Annotated in this window: 1 protein-coding gene; it reads left to right on the top strand. The window is 42.7% G+C overall.

Going from position 1 to position 22,413, the window contains the following annotated elements; translation table 11 throughout:
• A complete protein-coding gene (locus ACRD64_RS20155) occupies nt 1-22,392 on the top strand; it encodes a PKD domain-containing protein (RefSeq protein WP_430935416.1) in 22,392 nt (7,463 codons plus the stop codon).
• Nucleotides 22,393-22,413: the final 21 nt, after the last annotated feature.

Consider the following 22,413-nt stretch of genomic DNA (forward strand, 5'->3'; position numbering starts at 1 on the left):
ATGCTAAACCATCACTCACTCAACCTTAATAAAATAGGGCTTAGGAGAAGTACACTTCGCCTAGGTCTGTTTTTTGCGTTAATATATCTGGGATTATTTACTTCTGTTTATGCACAGGAATATGGCACTTGCGGCAGGAGCGAAATAAATTTTGATGAGCTCATCAAGTTGGCATTTGGCGCTGGGTATTCTAATGGCACGGGCATAGTTGTTGATTTGGACGGATTATCAATTGATGATAAAGGTACCCCAGGTGATTATACCGATGATGTAATTACAGGATGGAATCCGGGAGGTGACTACGAGGTTGAATTAGATTTTGGATCGGGCCAAGTGGATTTAGATATTAAAGAAACCAGCAGTGCCCCTTCGGTAGTTTTGTTCGATCATATTGATGGTGATAGTTTTATATGTCCGGCAACTGATAATTATAAAAATGGTTTTGATATTAGAATTACCGGTGGAGAAGATGATTATGATATTGAATTTTCCACTACGGCAGATGGCTTGCATACAGATAAGGTACATGACGAAGACAAAACTGAGGAAATACATGATGGAACTACTAACCTTCGACCTAATATAGTTCACTTAGTAAGTGTAGTTGATAAATATTATTGTAGTGCTGACCTTACTGGGATTAATGATCTTATTTATACAACAGGTGCAACAGCCGTATTGGATGTTTCCGGAAGCCCGGTTCCATCATGCGAGTCTGGAGTTGGATTAACACTCAGTTTAGATGCTACCGCAGCTAGTGATACCCCTGAAAATGGTGTTGAATACGAATTACAAAGAGATAAAGATGGAAATGGGACATATGAAGATGTTGCCTTAAGCACTTTTGTGGGAGATGGCTCTTCCGCCATTAGTTTTCCTACACAGAATGTGGCAGGAACGTACAGGGTAGTGGGTAAAGCATGTGCCGGCGATCTACCCATGAGCAATGTATATACTGTTGACAAAGATCCTGATTTAGCTTTTACTGTTACAGGTACCGACGCCTGTTCGGATGTTGGAACCATTATAGGACTGTCAGACAGTGAACTGGGAATTGATTATCAATTGCACGATGGAACTGGCCTGGTTGCAGGGACTAATACAGCGGGAACAAATGGAGCTATTTCGTTTCCCAATATGACTACTCCGGGAACCTATAAGGTTGTAGCTATAAGCGGATGTGGCACCTTCGATATGGATGGAGGAGCAACAGTCACTATTTATACTCCACCTTTAAACAGGCCCATAACTACTGCAACGGCTTGTGAAACATCAAATACGAGTGTACAATTATTAAACTCAGAATCAGGAATAAGTTATAAAGTTTATAAGGATAATGTTGATTTAGGAGAGGCAGCAAAAGTAGGAACAGGAGGAACACTTACCTGGGGGCCTTATACGGGTGCCGGAAGTGCAGGTGTTTATACCGTAAAAGGCGGCAATCCGGGATGTACGGATGTTGTGATGGGTGGGACTGTTACGATTGAAGCTGATGTAACGGGCTTAAATATCGCTTCTTCATTAGTTCCGCCATTATGTGCGGGTACACCGGTCACCTTTAATACAGTGACCAGCGAAACAGATGTCGATTATACCTTATATAGAAATTATGGTATGGGCAGTGAAACGCTCATTCAAACGGTAGCGGGTGATGCAGGTGGAAATGACAGACCTTTTAATCCGCAGTCGGTTGCAGGTATTTATACGGTTGTTGCATCTAAAAATGGAGTATGTGAAAAGGTGATGAATAATACCTTTACCATTAATCCTTCACCCGATGTTTCCGCCATAACCTTTAGCGCATCGGGCAATTGTGAAGGAACACCCATTACCATAACCTTATCGAACAATACGGAAGCAGGTGTAAACTATAATTTATTGTATGATGATGGATCAGGCCCCGTTGCCACCGCCTATTCAGTTGGGGGAAACCCGGGAGCTAATCCAAAAATTGTTACGGATCAATTATTGGCTATAGGAACCTATACTATCGAAGCAACAAACGGTTTTTGTACGGAACAGGTTTCGGGTTCTGTTTCGGTGATTGCAGCTCCAACCGATATTAATTTTAACACATCCGGTTATGTTTGTAATGTAGGCAATATCGTATTATCCAATCCCGGGCAATCCGGAGTAAAGTATACATTATATAAAAATGGAGCTCCGGATGCGTCCTATCTTCCAATAGATGGTAATGGTATTAATACCGTGCAATTTAACGGTTTGGTGCCGGCTACCTATTCGGTGGTTGCTGATAATGGAACTTGTACAACGGAACTTACGCATAAGCTAATCGTTGAAAAAAGACCGGATGTACAAACGGTAACCATACCTGAAGATAATTACTGTGAGTATGAAGCCGGTGTCGTAATTACTTTGGCAGATACAGAGACGAACGTGGAATATGTGTTGGTAGATGATACCGGAACAGATGTCGTATCCATTACGGGAGATGGCCACACGAGGGATTTTACAGGCGTAACAGCCGGAACCTATACCTTGGAAGCTAGATCACAAAATGCCAGTTGTTCGCTTAATTTGTTGACTACAGCTAAAACTATTATCGAAAACTTAAAACCCAATGGCGGAATCGATAACCTGCCTGGCGATTTTTGTGAAGATAGCCCACCGGTAACCCTTCTGGGTAGCCCTCAAAATGCAGGTGGTGTTTGGTCTGGAGCTGGTTTAGGCGTTTTCCTGAACGATAACGGAGATGGAACGGCTACATTTAGTCCCGGTGCAGTGAGTACGCCCGGTACTACCTATAATATTACCTATTCCTATACGGATGGAAACGGTTGTGTTAACTCCTGGACAGAAGGGGCAACCGTTCATGCCAACTCGATAAATGGGACTAATCTTGAAATAACCTTATTGGATAATTCGGCACCGGATACTGATTATTGCGAAACATCCTTGGATGTGAATATAAAAGCCAGACTTTTAAATGTGGATATTGGCACGGCAGATGCGGTTTTCAGCGGGCCGGGGATTACAGATAATGGAGATGGTACAGCCGTATTCTCTCCTTCAACAGCCGGATTGGGGAATCACTCAATATCCTTAAGTTACTTAGACCCGGTTACGACATGTAGTGGAAACACCTCATTAAATGTGACAGTTGGTGTGCCATTAACATTGCCGGTTCAAGCTACTTATTGCGCAAACGAAGGAAGTGTTTCACTGCTTGGGAATGAAACAACAGGTAAGGTAACTGTTTATAAGTGGGTTGCAGCTGATGGCGATTATACAAATGAGCTGAGTACCGGACCGGCCGATGGTTCAGTGACTTTTAATCCTTCGGTTCAAGGAGCAGGAAGATATAGAATCGATTTTGAATTTGCCTCGACTAATTGTACCAATGTATTACAGCAGGAAGTGGAAGTGCTGGCTATGCCGGATGCCACTTTCCTTTATCCTGATGATGGCAGTGGAGGTGAACAAAACCAATTCTGTGTTAATAATGCAGATGTTGATTTACGTCCCAATGTTGCCAGCGGATTCTTTTCCTTATATGACGATCTGGGCAATCTGGTCGCCGCAGGTGTTGATGGCAAGAAGTTTTCACCAGCCGGTGCGGGTCCCGGAGACTATGATATAACCTACCAGGTCACACAAAATGGTTGTACTTCCATCTACATGCATCCGGATAAACTGTCGGTGGTGGATCTGCCGTCGGTTGAGTTCAGTGGGCTACAGGATTCTTATTGCGAAAATGATGTTACGCCTCAAACCATAACCATCAATACGTTGTCTGCGGCGGGTACGGGCGTCTTCAGTTCTACCAAAAGTGGAGTGCTCAATCCATTTGTGACGGACAATGGCGACGATAAAACTGCCGAAATCGATGTCACCGTTGGTCCGGGTAATTATACGGTACGTTTTGTTTATACCGACGATGCTTCAGGATGTTCCGAAACGATTAGTAAGGTGGTGGAGGTATTTGACCCGATACCGGTTACTTTTTCGGATATTACTTCTGGACAAAAAATTTGTACATCATCCGGCGATATTAATCTCAATGGGTCAGGACCTTCTGCAGGAAACGGAAACTTCTCGATAGTTGGAGGTTATCCCGGGATTGTGGATGCAACTGCTGATGATGAGAAAGCAGTGCTCTCTCCATCCCTGATGACTCCCGGTTTTTTTACAGTGCGTTATGAATATGAAAGTGTTGACGGCTGTATCACTGCGCATGAGATTACCATTGAAATTGTAGGTACACCTACTAATACGTATTCAGTAACAGGTGGAGGTGCATTCTGCATGGGGGATGCAGGCATAACAGTTGGCTTAGGCGGTTCCAACAAGGATGTTGAGTATGAGTTACTATTGGATGGAAATTCTTTTTCGCCTGCAGTAAAATATTTGAATACGACAACTGGTGGAGCTTTTAACTTTACTGTAAACACGGATGGTTCCGGAGGAGATCGATTCTTTGATTCTCCGGGTAATTATACGGTTCGTGCAAATTATGCCGGATGTACATCTTATATGACCGGCAGTGTTGATATTGAAAGATATGAACTTGTTCTTCAGCTGGATTCAAAGACGGATGTAAGCTGCAAAGGCGCAAGTGACGGAGTAATAAATTTAAAAACTGGTGGTGGAAGTGGTTCCTATCTGTATTCCGCCGACGGAAGTACCTGGCAAGCCTCTCCAACATTCTCAGGATTAAACCAAGGCGTATACTCATTTTCAGTAAAAAATGCAGTCGCCCCATTCTGTCAGGAAGACGATGTGCTAACGGTGAATATAGATGAACCGGTAGCAGCTTTGTCGGTTACTGAAGATTTATCAAAAAATATTAAAGTAGGTTGTACTTCGTGTACCATGGGAGGAACTTGTGAAGGTAGCGCAACCATTGTTATTGCTGGAGGAACACCGTTCACTGATTTGGTGACTTATCCAAGCGGATATAATATTACCTGGCCAGCGGGTATTGGAGCAGCCCAATTAACGAACAAAGAGTTAACCGCTAACAATTTGGCTGTAGCAACCTATTCTGTTTTGGTGGAAGATGCGGAAGGTTGTTCACAAACGGTTGATGTTACAATCTCTAAGAATACGGCATTAGGCTTAATGGAACTGGATCCGGCTGCCAACCATGTCGATAATTTGTGTTTTGGTGGAACGGATGGTGAATGCGTAGTTCAGGCCAGCGGTGGATCTGGAGATTACCAGTTTAGTATAGATGCAGGTGTAAACTGGTTGAACAGTAACCGGGTTAACACCAACGAATATATATTTACAAATCTGAGCGCTGGCTCATATACCATATTAGTCAGGGATAAAAATTATCCTAGATGCGAATTTACAATGGCAACCGATGTTGTAATTACTCAACCAACAGCAGGATTGTCACTCGCCGAAATATCTAATACTCAGGCTACTTGTTTTGGAGCTGCTGACGGTTCATTTACAGTTCAGGCAGCGGGAGGAAATGGAACATATGCATTTTCCGAGGTAAATCCTGCAGTAGCAGTAGCCGGTGATTGGACTGTTAACGGAACAAACGAGTACACAGTATCTGGTGTGGCCGCAGGTAATCATTCTGTTTGGGTTCGGGATGCAGGAGCTACTTCTTGTACCGAAGGTACGGTTGTTGTAATTGTGGGCCAGCCAGTTGAGTTGGCATTGAACACGCCTGTAATAACCCATGTAACCTGTAATAGTGGTACCGATGGAACAGTAACGCTTACAGGCGTTGGAGGAAGCGGTAATTATGTTTACTCGATAGATGCCGGATTAAATTGGCAGGCAAGTAATGTGTTTACCGGACTTAGTGCAAATATACCTTACTCTTTCAGTATAGCAGAAAGTTCAGATGTAACCTGTCAGAGCCTGGATGTTAGAACAGTGACTTTAACAGAGCCTTCGGCATTTGCCATTTCTGAAGTTGCAGGTAGTCATAAAAATGTTAGTTGTTTTACTGGGGCTGATGGAGAATTTGCAGTGACTACATCTGGTGGTGTTGGACCATTTGAATATAGGGTTCATGATGGCACAAATTATATTACTTCATGGGATGCTGCCAGCACGTTTACTGGATATGCAGTTGGCACATATGAAATTTCCGTTCGTGATCGTGGATCGTTGGCTGCAGATTTCTGTGAGCAGGACAGAGTGTTGTCCATAACAATTACAGAACCTGCTTCGGCCATTAGCATCCTTACGGAAAAAGTAATCGATGCGGATTGTCATGGAACGGCTAATGGTAGTATTAACATAACATTGGCAGGTGCTACTCCTCCGTACAAATACCAATGGGTTTATGTACCAACCGGTACAAATGTTCCTGATTTGGATAATGGTAAAACTGCAAATCCTAAAAATTTATTGGCAGGTGATTATAGAGTTGATGTTGAGGATAATAATGGATGTACATTTAACAAAATCTATACGGTTGGCGAACCTACTGCACTAAATCTGGTAACCGATAATATTACTGACGTTACTTGTAACAGTGGTAGTAATGGAGTTATAACAGTCATTGCATCAGGTGGTTCGGGCACATATCAATTCAATGTTGACGGAGGTGGATATAATGCAGGCGACAATGCGGCTACCTTTACAGAGTCAGGATTGTCTGCCGGGAATCATGCTATTTGGGTAAGGGATTCAAAAGCAACAGGTTGCGAGTATAAGATGCCTGCTTTTATTAAAGTAGATGAGGCACCAATATTAGATTTGATAGTTTCCGATCATACGCATGTTTCGTGTAATAGCAATACAGACGGGTTCATTGAACTTACAGCATCAGGAGGAAGCGGTAATTATGATTACTCCAAAGATGGTGGAACAAGCTGGGTGTCCGGAACAAGTGCGACCCACACGTTTACTTTACTGGGAGCGGCCACATACGATTTAGTCATTAGAGATAAAAATGATTATAGTTGTACCAAATCCATAAGTTTTGAAATTACCGAACCTAGCGATTTTGTTACTACTGTTTCAAATGTGACTCCTGTTTTATGTTATGGAGAATCGACAGGAGAAATTGAACTTTCCACTACAGGAGGAGTTGGACCGTTTGAATATAGTTTGGACGGGTCAACAGGGTGGCAGTCTTCTCCGATACAAAATCTTACGGAAGGAACTTATGATATTTATGTAAGAGACATGGGTACTACAACTTTATGTCAGAAAGATAAAGTGATTACCGGAGGAGTTACGATTGCACAACCGGCAAGTGAATTAACAGTACCTGCTGGTATAGAGCTGATTACGGATGTTAAATGTAATGGTGAGTTAAATGGTGAGATTAATCTACAAAATAATGTAACAGGTGGAGAAACGCCTTATAAAAATTATACGTGGTATAAAGTGGGTACAACGGCTGACGTAATTCAAGGGCAAGGAGCAACATTGAAACATATAACTGGTTTAGGGGCAGGTGAGTATTATGTAGTAGTGGAAGACGATAATGGTTGTACCGTACAATCAACGCCAAACTATAAAGTTAAGCAGCCGGATGCATGGGATGTAGATTACACCCTTATTAATTTAACAAAATATAACGGTGCTGACGGTGTTATAAATGTATATAAACATGATGGTGCCAATACAGGTCATTCTATTAGCTGGTACGATGTAACAGATACGGAAATGGTTGCACTTGCAGGTACATGGACAGTATCCACTTTTGATGCTGGTACATACCGTTTTAAAATTACAGATGATAACACGTGTCTGTACGAAAGTCCTTATATCACATTAACACAACCTTTTGAATTTATAGTCAAAGATCCTGATTCAGATAAAATTAATATTTCTTGTTATGGAGGTAATGATGGATTTATCCCGATTCAGGTGGAGAGTGGAAGTAGTAATTATAATATTAAAGTAAGTGCGACCCTGATTGATGCTTCTGCATTTACAGCTGTTGACGAGGATTTTACCACAGATACTTATGATAAGCTTATAGGTTTAAAAGCAGGTACATATGATATTGAAGTAACCGACAAAGAAACTTCTGAGGTATATTATAGTACCGTTGTTCTTACTCAGACCGATGAATTATCGGTTTCTGTAACACCAACAGATATTACTTGTAATGGAGAAGTTGATGGTATTTTATCTGTTGATATTGAGGGACATATTGATGGTGCCACTATTTCCTGGACGGCAGACAATGGTTATGCGATGGGACCAGAAAACTTAGATGTAGCGATAAAAACGTATTCTAAATCAGGTTTACAGGCAGGTAATTATACGGTTACGGTAAACAATAATAATGGTTGTTCTCCTGTTCAGGTAACACCTATTACTATTTCAGAACCAAACCCATGGATGGTTAGTTCAGGTGTTACCAATGTTACCAGTTATGGTCATACCGATGGAAGCATAACAGTGAATGCACCAACAGGAAATACACCACCATACATTATTGCCTGGAGTGATGGAGGAACAGGTTGGTCGCGCAGTGGATTGACAGTGGGGGACTATACTTATACTATTACCGACGGCAATGGAGCAGGAACTTGTACTTATTCAGAAACGTTAACGGTTTCAGGCCCAAATCAATTATTATTCGATGTAACCGCAACTGATGCAGGGTGTTATGGTTCTGCCAATGGTAGTATTGGTGTCCTGGTGAATTCGGGAAATCCGAATTATAACATTGCACTTACAGGAATTGATTACTTAGGAACTACAGTAAATGAGTCGGACCTGGGAAATACATCTGGTAATCATGTGTTTGATGCCTTAACGGCAGGTGCTTATGAGGTTGTCATTACTGATAGTGAAGGAGAATCCTTAACCAAGGTTGTTACTATAAATCAACTGGCTGAAATCTCGGTCGTTGAAGTATCATCTAAAAATATAACTTGTTACGACGGACACGATGGAGAAATAGAAGTCGCCATATCCGGTAGAGCCATTGATGAGGCCAATTCTACTGTCAACTGGACACGTACCAATCCTGTGGGTTGGTCCACATCAGGTGCTTTCAGTGCTGAGAAGTCGCAAGTGGATTTATATGCAGGTACCTACACTATTAGTGTGAAGGATAAAAATGGTTGTGATGCAATGCCATTGTCGGTTGTTCTAACAAAACCGGCCGATATAACTTCCTCAATCGTTCAGCAGGATCATGTAACTGCAAATGGAGCTTCAGATGGAAGAATTCTGATTGACGCTGTCAGCGAAAATGGTGTAAAATCAATTGTATGGTACAAGCAGAACGCCGGTGGAACTTACGATGTATACGAAAATCCAGTTGGTACTCCTGTAACGGGAGTGAACAATAACGGAATTGAGGCGGGTGTTTACCAATATGTAATTACAGACAATAACGATTGTACTTTCACTAGTTCCGGCATAACTATCACAGAACCAGGTGAACTGGTTGTTAATGTGTCAGATGTTGATGTAAATTGTTATGGTGGTGAAGATGGTGAGATACTAGTAACGATTACATCGGGGAATGCTCCTTATTCAATTGAATTAACGGGTACTCCTGATGATGGTTCTGTATTTGCCCAAAAAACAAGTGCAAATGCCAATGTGTTGTTTGAGGATTTAAAACCAGGTATATACGAAGTTGTTGTAGCTGATCATGCGAGTCAAACGCATAATGAGACAATTACAATTTCCGAAAATGCCGAAACAACAGTTTCCGGGGCATTAACACAAATCGAATGTAACGGACAAGGCGGAGGTAAGATTCAGATTACTTTGGGCGGCAGAGAAAATGGGACAGAAACCTGGAGTGTAATTAATCCTAATAATATTACATTAAGTGGTTCTGATATCACTGCTATTGCAGCTAAAATTGGAGAGGCGAATGCTGATATTTCCGGTGATTATCAGGTGGTTGTCACAAATCAAGATGGATGTTTAATAGAAAATACCTATACTATTACAGAACCGGTTGCATGGGATGTTCACCATAATGTAACACACATTACACCAACAGGTAATAACAATGGTTCTATTGAAATTGATGTGTTAAGCGGCAATACCCCTGACACTTCGTTACCTGAGGATTATAAAATTACCTGGTCAGGTCCAGCCGGAGTTGCTTTTACTCAGAACGAACGTTTACAAACTGGGTTAATTGCAGGTACATATTCTTATCAAATTGAGGATTTGTATGGATGTTTGTACGATTCAGGGGATATTATTATAAATGAGCCAACTGCCCTATCGGCCAACGTAACGGAATCTTCAGATAATATGAAGTGTTATGGTGATGAAGAGGGAGAGATACTGGTTACGGTTCTGGCTGGTAATGAGCCATATACTGTTGTTCTTACCGGTAATGAATATGATGGAGGTGCTTTTAGTTCTACACAAACTATTATTGCCAATACAGGAAGTTATCTGTGGGATACGCTGAAAGATGGTGAATACCAGGTACAAATAACCGATAATGTAGGGAATGTGTTTGCTGAGAATGCCATTATGATTTCTCAACCAGCTGAGAATATCATTACACCTGCTTATAACGATTTAACTTGTCATGCTGCAGATAAAGGCGGACAAGTAGTTTCCATTCAGTTAAACAGAAATTTTGTAGCGATAGATAAAGTAACATGGACTGGACCAAGCGGAATTATTGATAATGGAGCTCTTGATACAACAGGTGATACTGACGCAATAAATGTATATTCAGGAGGAGATTATACCTATACATTTGTGGATGGAAACGGCTGTACTATTTCTAACACCATCACTATAGCCGAACCAGATCCTTTTACAATTGTTTGGGACGACGAAGATGCTACCATATATAATAAGGCAGATGGTATTATTGATGTGCATACCTATAGCGGTAACAGTGGCGCTCCTTATACGATTAGTTGGGCCGATGATGCAGCTGTTACAACTTTTAGGAGAGATGATTTACTGGCGGGTTCATATTCGTTTACAATTACCGACGCAAGTGGTTGTGATACTACCATAACTGATATTTTCATAGGGCAACCATATGCATTAGATGCGACTATAAATACTAGTGATGTAACTTGTTACGGCGGAAGCGATGGTGAAATAGAAATAGAATTCAACGCTCCAAATAACGGAGGAATCAAGTACACGGTAACGGGTAACACTTTCGATGGCAATGCCTACGATTCTGGTGAAATATCGGCCACGACCTTAAATCAGGTTGTTAGTGATTTATTTGCAGGGGTGTATGAAATCAATGCTTATGATGCCATTGGCACTGTATTCTATCAAAATAATATAGAAATTAAACAGGATGCTGAAGTTACTTTAATCGCTATACCTAAGGATAATACATGTTTTGGGCAAGGTGATGGTTCAATCACAGTTAGTTTGTCGGGTCGCGCTCCTGCAGCTACTGATATAATTACCTGGAGTGGAAGTAACGGTACATTCGTTAAGAACGATATAGTTTCGTATAATTCTCATTCTGTTAGCAAGGCTGAAGACTATGTTATCTCACTGCTGACAGCTAAAGGATGCATGGATACGGTTAAGGTAGAAGTAGAAGAACCTAACCAGTTGATTATTTCAGTTGATAATGTGCAGGATGTAACCTGTCCAAATGGTGATAATGGAATCATCGAAACATCAGTCTCCGGAAGATCAGGTGGCTCATATCAATACGACTGGTACAAACACGATGGTACCGATTATCAGATATACAAGGTGAACGGTGCAGCTACTTTGAAGAATCCGGTTGTGGCGGGAGATTATCGTTTGAAGGTAACAAGTCTCGGCGACGGTTGCGAGGTTTATGAGGATGGAATTATCGTTGAGGATGGTAGTCAGATCGTTATCAACGAAACGATAGGTGATGTAACAACTTGTTTCGGTGATAACTCAGGATCTGTTAGTGTGAATGTTACGGGAGGAACGGCTCCTTATACTATTAATTGCACGGGTCAAACAGCCATAACCAATAACGGAAGCAGTGCATCCGTGTTCGATAACCTTACCGCAGGGAATTATATAATTGAAGTAACGGATATCAGGGCAGCATGTTCCTCAGTAACAAAATCAGTTGTTGTTAGCGAACCAACACTGCCTGTAAGTGTGAATATAACAAATGAAAATATAGATTGCGATCCAATGGCCACAACCAGTGGAGCGCTTACTTTTGAAATTACCGGAGGTATTCCTTCCGGTGCTACAGAGTATGACTATAAGATTTTAATACCGGAAGCATCCATTGTTAAAACGGTAACCATACCGGTTGGTTCAACACACACAGAGAATGTTACAGGCTTATCCGCTGGCGATTATGAGCTTACTGTTTTGGATCTCAATTCGACTGATCCTGAACGCTGTAAATTTAATTATCCATTTACATTGCAACATATCGAAATTACCGGAACGATAAATAATACCACCTGTAAAGGAGTTACCAACGGTGAAATTACAGGAATTACCATTGAAGGTGCTTCGTCCAATATTGTAACAACATGGTCATCTGCAGATGGTTTGGGCATTGACAATACTTCCCTCGACCAGGCGGGTCTTTCGGAAGGTACCTATGTGCTGACGGTTGAAGATGTAACAAGGGGATGTACAGTAACCAAAGAATTTATTGTCGGTGTAAAAAATGCAATCCATATAAAAACGTATTCGGTTAAGGATGTAAGCTGCAATGGCGGTTCGGATGGTGCTATCAACCTTGTCGTCGAGGGTGCTGTTAACCCAACCTATACATGGTCTGGCCCCGGTATTGTAAATAGTAATTTACAGAACCAGGTTGATCTGATCACCGGGCAATATGATTTAACGGTTGAAAAAGATATCGATGGAGAAACTTGTCAATTGGATACGGTTTTCACGGTTGCTCAACCCAATCCGATTACTTATACGGCAAGTTTTGAGAATACAGCGTGCGATCCGTACGAACGTACCTTAAAAGTAGAGAATATTAATGGTGGTTCGGGTATTAAAACCATCCTTTGGAATGGCCCTGATTTCACACCTGCAGTGCCGGTCGATCCGGCTAATGTGCCTATTTACAAAGGGGGCAGCTATATCGTTACTGTTAAGGACAAGAAAGATTGTGAGGTTTCCAAGAACCTGTTTGTTCCTTATGAAATAAGTGTCGATTCCATTGTTACCCATGTAACATGTACTGGAGGATACAATGGATCTATCCAGCTGACCATCAATGGAGGTTCCGGTTTATTCAGCGTTGACTGGACAGGACCTGCCTCGTTTGATGCCCTGGCAAACAAGGACAAATCAAGTATTTCAGACCTATATGCCGGTCACTATACAGTTGTAATTACCGATCAAAATATCACTGACGGAATTGCGAGTTGTTCTAAAACCTATGAATTCGATATTGAAGAAGATCAGGCCATAGTGATTACCGAAGATGTGATACACCCAACCTGTAACGGAAACAGTAACGGTAGTATCGATATTGTGGTAAGTGGAGGAGCTGGTAATTATAATTACCAATGGAGTCCGGTGGTGGGAGCTAACCTCGCATCGAATAAGAAACAGGAAAATCTTCCTGCCGATACATATACTGTATTGGTTACCGACGGTCATAATTGTGCGGCACAGAAAGATATTACGCTTACTGAGGATGCACCAATCGTGTTAAATCTTGATGTAACAGAAACCAAGTGTGATGGTACAAGCGGTGAAATAGACCTGACCGCAACAGGAGGTTCAGGGGATGGATTCGAGTATACCTGGAGTTCCATGGGAGGCACAGGGCTTACTATTAAAGCCGAAGACCAGACAGGGCTGTCTGGGGGAACTTATTCTGTAATTGTGAAAGACCTTGGCGATGGCAAAAGCTGCACAGCAACAGCATCGGCTACCATAACCGATGCTATTTCCATCATCAATAAAAAAGAAACCGATGTAACTTGTTTGGGTAATAGCGATGGAAGCATTACCTATGATGTCATTGGTGGAGATGGCAACTACAAGTTCGAATGGAAGACGCTATATGGTGATGACACCCGACTGAATAAAGATCAGCAAAACCAAAGCGGATTAAGTATTGGCGAATATGAAGTTACCATAACCGATACGCGTTTGGATCCGGATGGAGCGGATTGTGCAATTACTGAGACATTTATCATTGAAGCGACCAATGAACTTATTGTAAATGTTGCTATCGATAACACCAATTTATGTTTTAATGAGCCGGGAGCTACCTTATCAGCATCGGTAACCGGTGGCTCAGGAATCTATTCATACGATTGGAACGATGGAGCAGGAACCAATAGCACCCTAGCAAATCAAAAACAAGGTACACACAAACTTGTTGTTACCGATAACAATGGGTGCAGTTATACAGGCTTCTATGATGTAGAAGGACCAACAGAGAAGTTGAAGTTCGACGATGTAGTCATCACCAATGTGTTATTATGTCATGGTGACGATAGCGGTGAAATATTGGTATCTGCTTCCGGAGGTACGCAAATTCCGACAACCGTATATAACTACAGTTGGGTTGGTAATCCTTCCACACCGGTAGGAAATGATAATCCAAAAGGCCTGTTGGCTGGAGAGTATACCGTTACGGTTACCGATAACAATGGTTGTACGATAGATACTACGGTATACATAACCGAACCAACATCTCGTATCAAAGTAGACAACGATCGTATTACCCATGTTTCCGCACCTGGCTTATCTGATGGTGTTATTGAAGTGGATGTATACGATGGCGTACCGCCATATAGTTTGCAATGGTATAAGAAAGATGCATCAAGTGTTTATCAACCTATTGCCGTACCGGAGGGTACTGCCAACCCACTTAAAGATGATGTCAATAATGTGGTTACAGCCGGAACGTATCAGATCATCGCTACTGATAATAATGGCTGTACTGCTGAACTAGCCGAGTTGTCGGTGGTTGAGCCGGGTCAGGCATTAAGTTTCGATAAAGTAGTCTATCAGATCCGACCTTGTTCCGGCGACGATAATGGCCAAATAACCATTCGACCCAAGGGAGGACATGCCATTGGAGGAACGCACTATAGAATCAGGTTCGTAGGTAATGGCATTGACAGGGTAGAGGATGATGTGGTTCTGGTGGAGAGTAATTTGTCGCCTGGTATTTATCAGGTTACCGTTACAGACGATTTGTCATCTACTTATTCCGAAAATATTGAAATTTTTGCCATTAACCCGTTGGAATTAGATGTAGATAAACTTGCTGATGTAAGTTGTTTCGGAGGAGGCGAAGGAGTGGTTGAAGTTACCGTAGGCGGAGGATTAGCTGATGCTTCGGGTAATTATTTTGTATTCATTGAAGGTGTAACCAATGGCTATTATAATGAAAAGCTGGATGCCAAGGATGGAGCTAGTTTTACCTTTACTGGCCTGCCTGCCGGCGAATATAATGTAATAGTTAGAGACCACGCTGACGATACGGATACTCATAGTCCGGATAGGGGTTATTGCGATAAGCAGGAGACAGTTTATATCACAGAGCCAGGTGCCGAAGTATCTTTGAGTGCTAACGGTTCTGCCGAATTGTGTAGGGGAGAGGTATTTACTTTAGCGGTTACAACGCTGAATTGGGATTTTAGTGATCCCGCATATGGTAATATAAAAGTCGATATTCTGGATAATTATACAACATTAACGACTACGTATACCATAGATAACCCATTGGTTGAAATTCCGATAGCGGTGGATCATTCCAGAACCTACAAGATTGCAAAAGTGTATAGTTTAACGGATGCTACCTGCTTAAAAGGTGAGGATGTGGGTAATAGTGTTCAGGTTACGGTGCACGATTTACCATCGGCAACAATTACCGGGCCTTCGGAGGTATGCGAAGACGGAGCGGTTACGTTAAACATCGTGGATATTAAAGGTAGGGCACCATTCGATATTACCTGGGCCGACCAAAATAACGGTACCTCCGGAACGATAACAATACATGGAAATGATACTACCTTAACGGATAGTCCGGTTGGCGATGGCAAATATGTGATTCTAAATGTAAGTGATGCAAACGGATGTTCCAATGCAGGTACTGGTGCTGTTGATGTAATTATCAATAAAAAACCGATAGTTACTTTAACGGGTAGTGATAATATGTGTGTTGGGGATAGCAGGGAGCTGATAATCGGATTCAATCAAAACAAAGGACCATACACCATCACCTATTTGGCAAATGGTAAGGAAGGGTCTCTGGTAGTTACACCTGATGCAAGCCTAAGCTATTCCTGGACTGTTGCTCCAGACAGTGTTACTACTGATTATGTGATAACACAGGTGGTTGATGCCAATTCTTGCGAGATGGATATGACAGCGGTACCTGTTCAGGCAACAATAACGTTAAATCCTGTACCAACAAATATTACAGAGATTAAAAGCGATGACGACGACGATGGTATCGTTTGCCAGGGAACCAAAGGAGTTGCATATTACATTGATGACGTTGATTATGAAACAAGTTACCATTGGGATGCAGATGCAGGCATAAACATCATAACGAGTGCGGATGCCAATAAAAAGGTAACGGTTAATTTTGATAGAGATTTTGATGGCGGTTATATCAGGGTTTATGCTAAAAACGATTGTGGTGTAAACAACACGGTTGAACGTTGGATAACAGCAGATCCTATTCCGGATCCAATTACTGTGGCACCGGTTGGAGATACCGATGTTTGTCAGGGAACAAAAGGCTTGGTATATAGCATTAATCAGGTGGATAATGCAAGCGCTTACGAATGGGATTTACCCACAGGTATGATAATTCAGGGGGATGGAACAGGTTCTTCCATTGTGGTTGATCTGGATCCTAACATACCTTCTAATACCGATATGGTAAGAGTACGCCCGGTAAACGACTGCAGCGCTTCTGAAACCTGGTCTCCTGGATTAGAGGTTACAATTACGCCACTGCCAATGGCAGATGCTGGATCCGATGACCGTGTTTGTGGAACGGTTACGGCATTAAATGCTGTTCCGGTTAGCGGCAGTGAAGATGGGGAATGGGAAATTGTGGGCGGATCGGCACAATTTGTCTATGCTGCTACGGATAAAACAAGAGCCGATGCTAATATTTATAACCTGTCCCAAGGTGAGAACGTCTTTGTCTGGACGGTTACTAATAAGGGAACTTTATGTTCGGTAACAGATACCGTTAAAATATTTAACGATCAATTAACAGTAAATGCCGTGGTTGAGAATTCGCCCGTATGTGGCGGTACTGCAACTATCAGTGGAACTCCGGTTGCATCCCTTGAAGATGCGGATGAGGGTTATTGGAATATTATAGCAGGAGGCGGTACTATAACCGATGGAACACTCGATAATACTACAGTAACAGGGTTGGACAAGGGAGTAAACACCGTAACCTGGACAGTTCGCAAAGGATCTTGCGAAAGTACCGCACAGGTTAATATAGTGAATAACGAACCTACAGAACCGGTTATTTATAATGCCAGCGATGTAATCGTTAATTTGGTTGATCTGGAATGTCAAACGGATTTCACAACACTTAGGGGAAGCACGCCGGAGGCTTATGAAAGCGGATATTGGCGAATTGAATCCGGTAAGGTTTCTATCGACAACAAATACAATACAACGATTAATATTACTAATATTGGTAAGGGCGATCATGTGCTGAGCTGGAATATTTTAAATGGAGATTGTCTGTCTAAAACTATTGTTGAGATCAGAAACAACGCATTAGAGGTGGATGCAGGCGTTAATTCTTACACCTGTGACGGAACCATCAACCTTACCGGAACCGAAATCCCGGAGGGTGATGGCGTAACCGGTGTGTGGACCTATACGCAAGGTTTTGCAAACTTTTCGGATGCAGCGGCGGGACACACTGCAGTTAGTGAATTGTCGCAGGAGAATGATGGTGTAAACATATTGCGTTGGACAATGACCCGGAACGGATGTGCTTCGTACGATACGGTTATTATCAGCAATGATGAGCCATCACAAGCCCAAATTCAAGGTCTTGGTACTTCAGATCAAATATGCGGATTTGAATATGATTTGCATGCGGTACCGGAGGTATATGGTGACGGCTACTGGAGTTTGGTTTCAGGGCAGGGTAATCTTGAAGATGCCACAGATCCATTTACTAAAGTGACAAATTTGGCAGTAGGAGACAATAAGATGCGATGGACTGTGACCAAAAATACTTGTTCGTCATCCGTAGATTTCACGATCACCAATTTGCATGTAGATACCTATGCAGGAGCCGATACAGCTGTCTGCGAGCCGGTAGCCAAGCTTAATGCTACCCCTGCCCCCGATGGAGCAACAGGGACGTGGTCCGTAGTATCTAGTATGGGAAGCGGAAGTTTTTTTGAAGACAACGAATCTAAATATAATGGTACAGTGGAGTCATTGGCTTCGGGAAATAACACCTTGGTTTGGACGGTAGACTATAATGGTTGCGTTTCCACAGATACCATGGTGGTTACTAATAACCAACCAACTCCTGTAAGTGCCATTCCATGGACTTCAACCGATGAAAGTTTCGCACCTTTAAATGCTAACGAACCTTTAGTGGGTTCGGGAGTCTGGACCTTACTTGAAGGAAGAGGTGATATTGATGATCCCACATCACATTCTACCTGGGTGTACAATCTGTTCTCTAATATCAACAAATTCAGGTGGACGGTAACCCAACTAAACTGTTCTGATTATGTAGATATAGAGGTTCAGAGTGGCGCCCTGGCGCAAGCCGAAGCAGGCTGGGATCAAACGAACCTTTGTGAGGATTATACCAACCTTGAGGCTAACCTGCCGGAGAATACCTTTGGGGAATGGACGGTTGTAAGCGGATTTGTAAAGTTTGAGGATGATGATCACAATGATCCCGAAGTAAGAATTTATGACATCAGCCCGGGCAGAAATGTTTTGAAATGGACACTGAGGTTCGCAGGTGATGGAAGCCAGTCTACCGAGGATACCGTAGTGATTGTTAACAATAAGCCTACCGTAGCTTCAGCCGGATATGATATGTCAGTATGTGGCGATTCGGCTGTGTTTGAAGCAGTAGAACCGATAGAAGGCAGTCCCTTGTGGTCTGTGCTTTCCGGAGGAGGTAGTTTTGCCGATGATACCGATCCGAAAACTTATATTACGGGACTGGCACCAGGTAAAAACGTGATCAAATATGAAGTGGCCAAAGAAGGATGTCATTCTTACGATACGGTTATGGTTTACAATATGGAGCCTTCGGAAGCATATGCCGGTGAAGATCAGGTTGTATGTGCTGATTCGGCCAAAATTGGACCAACAGCACCTAAATATGGCACAGGAACATGGAGAGTTATTAAAGGTGCTGGTAAAGGCAAAGATGATGCGGGTAATTATACCGATGAAATTAGTGGCAATTACGTGCACGCCCTGGCTCCCGGGTCGAATATGTTGGTTTGGGAAGTACAGGTGTATGGCGCAGAAGCCAGTTGTATAAAACGGGATACCATAGAAATTATCAACAACGAACCCAGCGTTTCATTTGCCGGGCACGACCGACCTGTTTGTACCGATACGGTGAGCCTTTCGGGTAATGCACCCATCTACGGGGAGGGTACCTGGACATTGATATCCGGTGCCGGAGAAATTGCGGATGTATACAATGAAAATACCCTGGTTACTAACTTGGGTAATGGTAAAAACAGGTTCCGTTGGACAGTGGATAATAATGGCTGTACCTCAACCTCGGATGTGGAGATATCCAATGACCTGATTGAGGCGTTTGCCGGATACGAACAAGTAAATTGTGCCGATACAGCAGTACTGGAAGCCAATAACCCATCTCCGGGCGAAGGAACCTGGGGTGTTTTAGGTGGTTCGGGATCGGCTAATTTTGACGATAACCTGGATCCTTATACGAACGTGCGTAACCTGGATAAAGGGGAAAACATTCTGACATGGACTATTCAGTACAATTCGTGTAGGGATGTTAGCTTAGTGAAGATTACAAATAATGCTCCTTCTAAGGCGGATGCTGGTGATAACAAGGCAACCTGTGAAAATAGTTTTGTCCTGGGTGCTTCAAATCCCGAGGTTGGCACGGGTAGCTGGACAATCAGATCCGGAGGCGGTAAGTTTGAAGATTATCTTAATGCGTCTACCAAGGTGGATAGTCTTAAATTTGGAGATAATATTTTCAGATGGACAGTGGAATATGAAGGGTGTAATTCAACCGATGATGTTCAAATCAGTTACAATAAAGTGGATGCTCAGGTAGGAGGAGATCAGGACGTTTGTTCCGATGAAACTTTCCTTGAGGCAAACAGTGCCTCCCCGGGTGTTGGTACCTGGACCGTTGTCGGAGGTGGCAGCCAGGCTAAGTTTGTGGATTCTCATGATCCGGTTACCCAGGTACTTGATTTGGCCAAGGGATCTAACGTATTACGTTGGACTATCAATAATGAGGGATGTATTACTTCCGATACCGTTACCGTGAGCAATCATTTGCCCAGTACAGCATATGCGGGTAATACTCAGGAGCTTTGTGAGGATTTAACAACGCTTGATGCAACCCCGGTTGCTATTGGTACAGGTAAATGGGAAATACTGACCGGATCAGCAATTATACCAGAAGCTGAGTTGCTGGAACCAAAAGCCAATATATCTGGCCTGTCAAAGGGCGAAAACGTGTTGCAATGGGTGGTAACCAGTGACAATGGATTATGTACTTCGGTAGATGATGTATTGGTCATCAACAACCAGCCATCAGTCCCTTATGCCGGAAAAGACGAGGAATACTGTTCGCCGGATATAGAGCTTAAAGCTGCCACGCCGGACTTCGGCACGGGCAGATGGTCCATTATCGAAGGCGGAGGAAACTTTGACGATCCTGCATTACCGAATGCAACCATATCCAGGTTGAACGAAGGTTTAAATAAATTAAGGTGGACGATTTCGCAGGGTGATTGTAGTTTATATTCCGAAATTGAGGTTTTAAACAATACGCCAACTACGGCCAATGCAGGACCGGATATCAGTGATTGCAAGGATTATGCTCCCCTGGATGGCAATGTGGCAACACAAGGGCAGGGATTCTGGACCAGAACTTCGGGTAATGCTTACTTTGTAGATGTGAATGACCCTAAAACAAGGGTGGATAGCCTGAAGTTTGGTGACAACATTCTAATGTGGAATATTCAAAAAGGAAACTGTGTTTCTTCGGATGAAATAATTGTTAGAAACAATATCCCGGATAAAGCCGAAGCGGGTACCGATAAAAATACGTGTGAGGATTATTTAACGCTGAATGCGAATGACCCCAAAACAGGAGCTGGAACTTGGATTGTGTTAAGCGGTAACGGAGATTTCGAGGATCCTAACAGTCCCACTTCGATTGTAAGGAACCTTGAACTGGGCGAAAACAAATTTAAGTGGGTAGTGGCTTATGGAAGCTGTACTACCGAGGATGTGGTCGAAATCGTATCGAATAAGGCCGATCCTTACGCAGGCGAGGATGATGTGAGCTATGCGCGCAGTTATGAGCTTAAAGCATCCAATCCGGGCAATCTGGGTGCGGAATGGACCGTAGTTGCCGGGGATGGCGAATTCGATGACCTCACATACTACAACACCCGTGTGGATGGACTAAAAGAAGGAGTAAATACTTTCCGATGGACCATGGATGTGAATGGATGTATTACCTACGATGATGTGAGTATCGAGTATAAATTAGTGCCGGATGCCGCGTTTAAGGTGGATACATTCCAGGGATGCTATCCGTTAACCGTTCAGTTTACCAACCAATCCATTGGCGGATCAACCTATAGCTGGGACTTTGGCGATGGTAAATCGTCCGACGAGAGAAACCCGGAACATACGTTTAACAATCCGGGCGAATATAAGGTAACCTTAACTGCCCCTGGACCTGATAACGTGAATGGAACATTCCAGATGGATATCCTGGTTTACGACCATCCAGTGGCTGAGTTTTCGGTTGGACCGGAAGTGGTGTATATTCCCGGAGGTTCGGTGAAATGTTATGATCAGTCGGTTGATGCAGCTACGTACCTATGGGACTTTGGGGATGGTAACAATAAGTCCACAAAGGTGAACCCAACCTACGAATATGTTGAAACTGGTTCCTATACAATAACACTGCAGGTTACAAGTGAGTTCGGATGCGAAGATGAAATTGTAAAAGTGGATGCGGTAGAAGTAAGACCTGAAGGATTTGTGGTTTTCCCTAATTCATTTATGCCGCGTCCGGACGGGGGGGCTGCCTCGGTGGCCAGTGGGGATAAAACTACGATATTCAAACCTGTTTATGACGATATTGAAACTTATAACCTGCAGATATTCAATCGTTGGGGACAATTGATTTACGAAAGTGAAAATATTGAGGAAGGCTGGAACGGTTTCTTTAACGGTCAGTTATCACCGCAGGCGGTTTATGTGTGGAAGGCAACGGGTACCTTTATAAGCGGAACAGTGTTTAACGAAACAGGAAGTGTATTGCTGGTGAGATAATAAATATTTAGATTTGAGCTT

The organism is Saccharicrinis sp. 156, from assembly GCF_050589685.1.
Taxonomy (GTDB): Bacteria; Bacteroidota; Bacteroidia; order Bacteroidales; family Marinilabiliaceae; genus Saccharicrinis.

Bases quoted from the DNA above. Each gene is read 5' to 3' on its own strand.
- ACRD64_RS20155 (WP_430935416.1), top strand. From the start codon at position 1: ATGCTAAACCATCACTCACTCAACCTTAATAAAATAGGGCTTAGGAGA.